General features: G+C 43.2%; 8 protein-coding genes. All 8 read left to right on the plus strand.

The features are described from left to right. Positions 1-76: 76 nt before the first annotated feature. Positions 77-787: an AlkZ-related protein gene (locus J6I68_RS12700; protein WP_292220842.1), complete on the plus strand. Its 711-nt coding sequence runs from the start codon at positions 77-79 to the stop codon at positions 785-787. 120 nt (positions 788-907) lie between these two features. Next, positions 908-1,987 (plus strand): acyltransferase family protein, encoded by a 1,080-nt coding sequence (locus J6I68_RS12705; protein ID WP_292220844.1) that lies wholly within the window; start codon positions 908-910, stop codon positions 1,985-1,987. 3 nt (positions 1,988-1,990) lie between these two features. Next, positions 1,991-2,428, plus strand: coding sequence for a helix-turn-helix transcriptional regulator (locus J6I68_RS12710; RefSeq protein WP_292220846.1), 438 nt, complete (start codon positions 1,991-1,993; stop codon positions 2,426-2,428). Positions 2,429-2,443: 15 nt separating this feature from the next. Then, complete coding sequence (locus tag J6I68_RS12715; protein ID WP_292220848.1) at positions 2,444-3,064, plus strand: hypothetical protein; 621 nt, start codon at positions 2,444-2,446, stop codon at positions 3,062-3,064. 156 nt (positions 3,065-3,220) lie between these two features. Then, positions 3,221-3,817: a TetR/AcrR family transcriptional regulator gene (locus tag J6I68_RS12720; protein ID WP_292220850.1), complete on the plus strand. Its 597-nt coding sequence runs from the start codon at positions 3,221-3,223 to the stop codon at positions 3,815-3,817. 18 nt (positions 3,818-3,835) lie between these two features. Further along, entirely contained in the window at positions 3,836-4,663 is an 828-nt protein-coding gene (locus J6I68_RS12725) for a YhfC family intramembrane metalloprotease (RefSeq protein ID WP_292220852.1), read from the plus strand. Between the two features lie 8 nt (positions 4,664-4,671). Continuing rightward, positions 4,672-5,511 carry an alpha/beta hydrolase gene (locus J6I68_RS12730; protein WP_292220854.1) on the plus strand — a complete coding sequence of 280 codons (840 nt, stop codon included), beginning with the start codon at positions 4,672-4,674 and terminating at the stop codon, positions 5,509-5,511. A gap of 30 nt (positions 5,512-5,541) precedes the next feature. Next, positions 5,542-6,123, plus strand: coding sequence for a DJ-1/PfpI family protein (locus J6I68_RS12735; RefSeq protein WP_292220856.1), 582 nt, complete (start codon positions 5,542-5,544; stop codon positions 6,121-6,123). Positions 6,124-6,357: the final 234 nt, after the last annotated feature.

The following is a 6,357-nucleotide window of genomic DNA, read 5'->3' on the forward strand; positions in this document are numbered from 1 at the left end:
GATGCTGCGGAGATCCTGGAGCAGTTCATTAACGAACAAAACGAGCAAAACAGCTAAATGCTTGCAGGTAACGATTATGGGAAACGAAAATGGAACATGGATAATGTATGGCGTTGACTGGGATGATCCTGAATGCCTTCATACTGTTAAGGACGCGATTGGCTATATAAACGAAGTGGGGTTTTTGCCTCTTTTTAAAAATGATATTCCCGGATTTTCCCTTGAAGAGCGGACAGTTCCGGAGTATTGGTGGTGCGGGGATCCAAAGGTTGATCCTTGGGAGTGGCGAGAAGAGATCGCAAGAAGCGGAGAACTTGCCTATGGTAAGTTTTTTGATAAAAAGGCGGGCTTTATCTCAAAGAAGTGGCTTCCGTATTTTGCCAATTACAGGCGGGAAGGCTACGATTTTGATGCCCTGTGGGACGATGAAAAGGCATCAAGGCGTCAGAAAAAGATAATGGACCTCTTTGAAGAAGAGGATGAGATCTACTCAAATGAGATAAAGGCCAGGGCAGGCTTTGGAAAGGGCGGAGAAAAGGGCTTTGAAGGCACTCTTACCAGCCTTCAGATGAAGACTTATCTCTGTGTAAAGGACTTCAGACAGCGCAGGAACAAAAAAGGCGAGTTCTATGGATGGCCCATAGCAATCTATACCAAGCCTGAGACCATCTGGGGCTACGAGCATGTTACATCCAGATACAGTGAAAGCCCTGAAGCCTCAGGAGAGGCCATAAGGCAGCATATAAGAGATGTTTACCCGATTGCAGATAGGAGAGCCTGTGAATAGTATTGCTCACTGCAACGATTCTTAACACAAACCATACTAAAATGTTAATCATGGTTGGTAGACACATATTTATCTTAGCAATAACATTATGTTAAAATTTATTGCAAAGGTGGGATAAGTATGAGAAAACACTACTTGGACAATTTACGCTGGATCACAGTTATCATTGTTGTGATCTATCACGTGTTTTACATGTATAACGCCGAGGGAGTGCTTGGCGGATTAGGTAAGATCACAAATCTTAAGGTTCAATACTACGATATTTTTCAGTATCTGGTATATCCCTGGTTTATGCCGGTCCTTTTCGTCGTTTCCGGGATCAGCGCCAGGTTGTACCTTGATTCGCATTCAGAAAAAGAGTTTTTCAGGTCCAGGACTTTAAAACTCCTGGTTCCGTCAACTATTGGTCTGTTTGTATTTCAGTTTATTCAAGGGTACGTCAGCATGTCACTTGGAGGAGGCTTTGAGGGACTTGCGGCTGCAGGCGTTCCAAAGCCGATGATCTATCTGATCATGGTTGCTTCCGGAAGCGGAGTTCTATGGTACATGCACCTTCTGTGGGTATATTGTGTGGTGCTTTTGCTTATCAGAAAGATAGAAAAAGGTAGGCTTCTGGAAGTTGGGGCCAAGACTCCTTTGTGGCTTGTGGCACTTTTTCTTTTCCCAATCTGGGGCGCAGCCCAGATCCTTAATACTCCAATAGTCTCAGTTTATAGGATTGCTTTTTATTTCGTGTTCTTTGCGCTTGGATATTTCGTGTTCTCACATGATGAGGTGATCGAAAGGCTAAAGAAGATAGCAGTACCTCTGATCGTGCTTGCTGGTGCGATCTGTGCAGTATTTGCTTTTATGTATTTTGGCGAAAACTATGCAGACAAGCCCATTAATAGAGGCCTATTGTATGCGGTTGATGCGTACGCTGGCTCTCTGGCAATGCTTGCTGGAATGGCTCGTTTTGGAGATTTTTCAGGTCCTTTCTCAAAATGGATGTCAGGACATAGCTTTGGACTATATGTATTCCATTACCTTGGGATATCTTCTGTAGCGTTGTTTATTGCAAAACCCGGACTTATGCCAGCTCCTGTATGCTACATTTTAAGCCTTGTTGCGGGATTTATATTTGGATACGGTCTATATGCCATTATTTCAAGGATACCGTTTTTCAGGTGGGCAGTTTTGGGAATTAAAAAGGAGAAATGATCCATGTTTAAGGATAATCTGGTTCAGATGCGGAAAATGCTGCAGATGACGCAGGAGGATATTGCTGAAAAGCTTGGCGTTACAAGACAATCTGTGGCAAAATGGGAAGCAGGAGAGAGTATTCCTGATCTTGATAAATGCAAGCAGCTGGCTGATATTTTCGGAGTGTCTTTAGATGACCTTGCTAATTACGAGTCTGAGGACAATCTGGGCCTTGCTGTTCCTCCCAAGGGAAAGCATCTATTTGGACTGGTTACAGTAGGAGACAAGGGCCAGATTGTTATTCCGGCTAAGGCCAGGAAGCTTTTTGATATATCTGCCGGAGACCAATTGGTGGTTTTAGGCGACGAAGGGCAAGGGATTGCAATAGTAAAAACTGAGAGCTTTATGTCTATGGCTGGTATGATTGAGAAGCTAAAAAAGAAGCCTACAACTACATGAAAAAGGAGGCAGGCTATGGGAACATTTGATATGGACGGTATTTTCGATAAGGCATTTGACAAGCTTGTTGATGATCAGCTCTCTGGTGCAATCAGTGACTATAACATCAACAAGAACAGGCCAAGTGTTACTACTTTAGAGTTCCATCCTGTACCGGCTAAAAAGGCAGAGGAAATAAGAAATGTTAAGACAGGTCTTTTTGGCGGAGGAACCAAGAAACAACTGGCTGCATCTATAGATGAAGGAAAGACCACTTTTGCAGAAGTTCTTGTTCTTGCAAAAGAGAAGCGGGTTGTGGATAGAAGCGATGATCATCCGGAGCATAATACCTTAAGGTATTTTTACAAGGTGGCTGACCTTAATGGGAATGTGATCCGCGAAGATGTGTCTGCTATTGCGGATGACTACGTTATTAATTTTGAGTGTAATAATGGTGATTCCGCTACTGATATGGGAAGTCCGGATAAAGTGAATCCTGAAGCCTATATTCATGCGTATATAGTGCACTACTATCTTAAGGACGAGCAGTTCTATGTGCTCCTTACAAAAGAGCAGTTTGAAGATATGCCACTTCTCGTGAAGCACGCTGGGACGAGATGGCACTTTGTTGAGGATGGCGTGGGATATAAGTGGTGAAAAAAGGAAGAAAAGTTCGCAGTTCTGGTTTCGGAGCTGTGAACTTTTTTGCGTTATGCAGAGTAGTACTGGGAAAGCTGATTCGTTGACAGTGAACGGTCGTTAGAATATAATTGGTAACTATAGTTAGAAAACACAGGGCAAGAAGGGGGCTATATGGCAAGAACTAACGCTAAGGAACCTTTGATTTGGGCAGCAAGAGATCTGTTCTCTGTAAAAGGATACGATGGGACCAGTGTCGATGAGATAGCGGAATCTATCGGAATAAAGGGACCAACCATTTATAAATACTTCAAGAATAAAGAGGATCTTTTAAAAGCGGTTGTTGATACTGCAGAAGATGAGTACATAAAGGGCATGGGAATAACCAGGGAATTGCCGGATATGATCAATTCAGGAGCTGAGCTTAAGGCATATAGTTTGAAATCTCTGCAGTTCACACTGAAAAATGATACTGCGAAAAAGATGCGAAGACTCATTACCATGGAACAATTCAGAAATTCCACATTGGCGGGGCTCACTACCAGGCATCAGCTCACGTACCTTCAGAGTATCTATGCATCGATCTTTAAAAAGATGATGGAACGCGGACAGATGATGCAGGGAGATGCAGATATTATTGCTCTTGAATTCATATCCCCAATTACGATCATGGTCCAGCTCATAGATAGAGAACCCAGGAAAAAGAAGGAGGCCCTTCAGATAATTGAAAAGCATATAGATGTTTTTCTGGAGAGATATGAATTTGTGTAAGTGGGAGGAGTGCGTGGTATGAAAGAATTTGAAAGTATTGTAATGGGAAAGAGCAGCATTCCTGCTCTGAGCATCACAATTATTCTAATGATTGCGATGACCGTCTGTTTCTTCATTTATTGGCGAGTAAAGAACAAGCAGCAGACAAATATCAGCTATCTGATAGCGGGAATTGTTGGCTTCATGGTCTCTGCCCGGGTGTTGGAGCTGGGAGTGCACTATTTCTGCATAATCATGGACAACCCAGTTTCAAGGTTCATCACCGGAAGTACAATTGCTTATGTGATTTATGGAGTCACGATGGCAGGCGTCTTTGAGGAATGCGGAAGGCATATCGTCCTCAAATATATCATGAAAAAGAATCGAACCCGTGAAAATGCAGTTCTGTACGGAATAGGTCACGGAGGCATTGAGATATTGGGAGTTATTTTGCCTTCGATAATTACCTGTCTTGTGGTTGCGATCATGTTCACCATCACCAATGGACCATTAGATGTAGCACTTGCTTCACTAAATATCACAGAAGAAACCGCTGCCATGGCACTTCCAACAGTTAAGGCGGCAGCTGCGTTTGACTACGGAATGATGGCAATGAATGTCATTGAGAGACTATTTGCGATGGTATTACATATCTCGCTTACTGTAATTGTATTTTACGGCGTGGTCAGTGGGGAAAAGAGATATCTTCCACTGGCAATTGCCTTGCATATGCTGATGGATACTTTTGCAGCACTATATCAAAGGGGTGCTGTTCCGCTTTGGTCAGCTGAAGTTTGGGCTGCATTCTGGACTGTTGTAAGCGCCTTTATTGCAGTCAGACTATATAGAAAAATGGCAGAAAGGTGAATTGCCGAATGTACAGTTTTAGCACAAAAGGGATTCGCAGCAAACGAATCCACATTGAAGCAAACGGGCTTAGGATTCCTCTTTTGATATTAAAGCCCTTATCTGAACCAGAAAATGCTCCAGGAGTTATGTGGATCCACGGTGGCGGATACATGACCGGAATGAAAGAGATGGCTTATATCGGACGGGCAGCTGATCTTGTGAGAAATCACGGCGCGGTTGTGATAGCGCCCGGCTATCATCTGTCGCTGTTTCATCCATATCCGACAGCACTTAATGACTGCTATGCCACGCTTTTGTACATCAAGGATCATGCAAAAGAGCTGGGAATAAACCCGGACCAGATAATGGTGGGCGGTGAAAGCGCCGGAGGAGGACTTGCTGCAGCTGTTTCAATGCTGGCAAGAGATAAGGGCAAAGTGAAGATCGCTTTTCAAATGCCGCTGTATCCAATGATTGACAATTTCGATACAGAAAGTTCTAAGGATAACCATGCCAAGGTCTGGAATACCAGAAGGAACCATCAGGCCTGGGCTGTATATTTAAGAAAAGATGCCAAGAAGGAGGTGTCTCCATATGCAGCTCCTTCAAGGCAGACTGATTATTCAAACCTTCCACCTGCTTATACATTTGTATGTACTGCAGAGCCTTTCTATTGCGAAACACTGAAGTACATCGATGATCTAAAGGCTGCAGGCGTAGAGGCTAAAGTTGATGTCTACGAAGGAATGTATCATGCATTTGATATGAGCGAACCGGAGCACCCTACAGGTAAAGAGGCAATAAAGAATTTTAATGAGATGTTTGCCTATGCCAAGGAACATTACTTTGCAAAGCAGGAAGGGTGACTTGAAGTGGTCCGCGATGGGAGGAAATGAATGAAAGTATTGTTGTTTTGTTGTAAGGGATTTGAAACCATGGAGTTTGCGCCATTTGTCGATGTGATGGGATGGGCAAGAAATGACCATGGTATGGAGGTCGAAGTGGTTACTGCAGGTTTTACTAAGACTGTTGTATCTACTTTTGGAATCCCGGTTTTGGTTGATAAGACCTATGAAGAGATAGATATCTCCGAATATGATGCACTTGCAATTCCCGGTGGATTTGAAGAATTCGGATTCTACGAAGATGCATATGATGAACGTTTCTTGAATCTTATTCGAGATTTTGATAGTGCACATAAATATATAGCTTCTATCTGTGTTGGGGCGCTTCCGATTGGCGCAAGTGGCGTTCTTAAGGGAAGAAAAGCTACAACATATCATTTGGGAGATGGCAGACGACAGAAGCAGCTTTCTAAGTTTGGGGTAGAGGTAATACCTGATCAGAGTGTTGTGATCGATCAGAACATAATAACAAGTTTTTGTCCTGAAACAGCTCCGCATGTTGCAATTTCCTTACTGGAAATGCTTGTAGGTAAGGAAAAGGCGGGGATTGTGGCTGCTGCAATGGGATTTTAAAATTCTGATCATGGAGAAAAGAGAATGAACTACCATGACCGATGTTATCGGAAATGGTTTCTACAATACCATGCGGTATAGTAAGGCACGTTCACTGTGCCGCTACTCCGTCGGGAAATCCCTTCGGCATACTTTAAGTGTTATATATGCGCTTGTGGCGCTTGGGAACAAACACCTTGTATATTTTACGTGCCATAGGTTCTTTGTTTGTTAGATTCATGGCACAACCACCTA

The organism is Butyrivibrio sp., assembly GCF_017940685.1.
GTDB lineage: Bacteria > Bacillota > Clostridia > Lachnospirales > Lachnospiraceae > Butyrivibrio.

Excerpts from the sequence above, each read along its gene's own strand:
- J6I68_RS12700 (WP_292220842.1), top strand. The coding sequence starts at position 77 with ATGGGAAACGAAAATGGAACATGGATAATGTATGGCGTTGACTGGGAT.
- J6I68_RS12705 (WP_292220844.1), top strand. The coding sequence starts at position 908 with ATGAGAAAACACTACTTGGACAATTTACGCTGGATCACAGTTATCATT.
- J6I68_RS12710 (WP_292220846.1), top strand. The coding sequence starts at position 1,991 with ATGTTTAAGGATAATCTGGTTCAGATGCGGAAAATGCTGCAGATGACG.
- J6I68_RS12715 (WP_292220848.1), top strand. The coding sequence starts at position 2,444 with ATGGGAACATTTGATATGGACGGTATTTTCGATAAGGCATTTGACAAG.
- J6I68_RS12720 (WP_292220850.1), top strand. The coding sequence starts at position 3,221 with ATGGCAAGAACTAACGCTAAGGAACCTTTGATTTGGGCAGCAAGAGAT.
- J6I68_RS12725 (WP_292220852.1), top strand. The coding sequence starts at position 3,836 with ATGAAAGAATTTGAAAGTATTGTAATGGGAAAGAGCAGCATTCCTGCT.
- J6I68_RS12730 (WP_292220854.1), top strand. The coding sequence starts at position 4,672 with ATGTACAGTTTTAGCACAAAAGGGATTCGCAGCAAACGAATCCACATT.
- J6I68_RS12735 (WP_292220856.1), top strand. The coding sequence starts at position 5,542 with ATGAAAGTATTGTTGTTTTGTTGTAAGGGATTTGAAACCATGGAGTTT.